Origin of the sequence: Streptomyces sp. P17, assembly GCF_032436805.1 — a bacterium.
GTDB lineage: Bacteria > Actinomycetota > Actinomycetes > Streptomycetales > Streptomycetaceae > Streptomyces.
This window is the reverse complement of sequence record NZ_JAVRBF010000283.1, coordinates 1-532: the sequence shown is the minus strand read 5'-3', so window position 1 is coordinate 532 and position 532 is coordinate 1. Positions and strand designations below refer to the sequence as shown.

Here is a 532-nt window from a genome sequence, read left to right as displayed (position 1 = left end):
CCGGTGGCTTGACGACTTGTGAAGCCATGCTAATGGGCGTGCCCGTAGTAACTCTCCCTGGGCCTACCTTTGCCGGCCGGCATAGCGCCACACACCTGATCAATGCCGGTATGCCCGAGCTAGTCGTCAACAGTTGGGAAGAATATCGCCAGCGTGTGATTGAGCTGGCTTCGGATTTGCCCAGTTTAGCGGTGATTCGTGCCTCGCTTCGTACGTATCTTGAGCAATCGCCGGTATGCGACGGGGAGCGTTTTGCTCGCCACTTGCATAAGGCGTTGCGTGCCATTTGGCAGCGCTATTGCGAAGGTAAGGCCCCTGCTGCCCTAAGCTTCAACAAGGGTGGGCAAGCTTGGTTTGAAGATGAAGGTACGCCAGTCAAGTTACCTCAGCATCTGCGTATGGATGGTGAAGGGTTCGACTGGCCCCTGGAATCCACCATTACGGTATTCGACAACGGCGCGAACCTGGCTAGTCGCAGCGATGCCGAACAATTACTCGGCAGTGGTCATATCGCCATTCTAGCTTTTGATCC

Annotated in this window: 1 protein-coding gene; it reads left to right on the top strand. The window is 55.6% G+C overall.

Features of this window, described 5'->3' with window-relative positions; all coding sequences use genetic code 11:
* Positions 1 to 26: 26 nt before the first annotated feature.
* A partial coding sequence (locus tag RMT89_RS40875; RefSeq protein WP_315888820.1) for a hypothetical protein occupies positions 27 to 532 on the top strand: 506 nt, incomplete at its 3' end.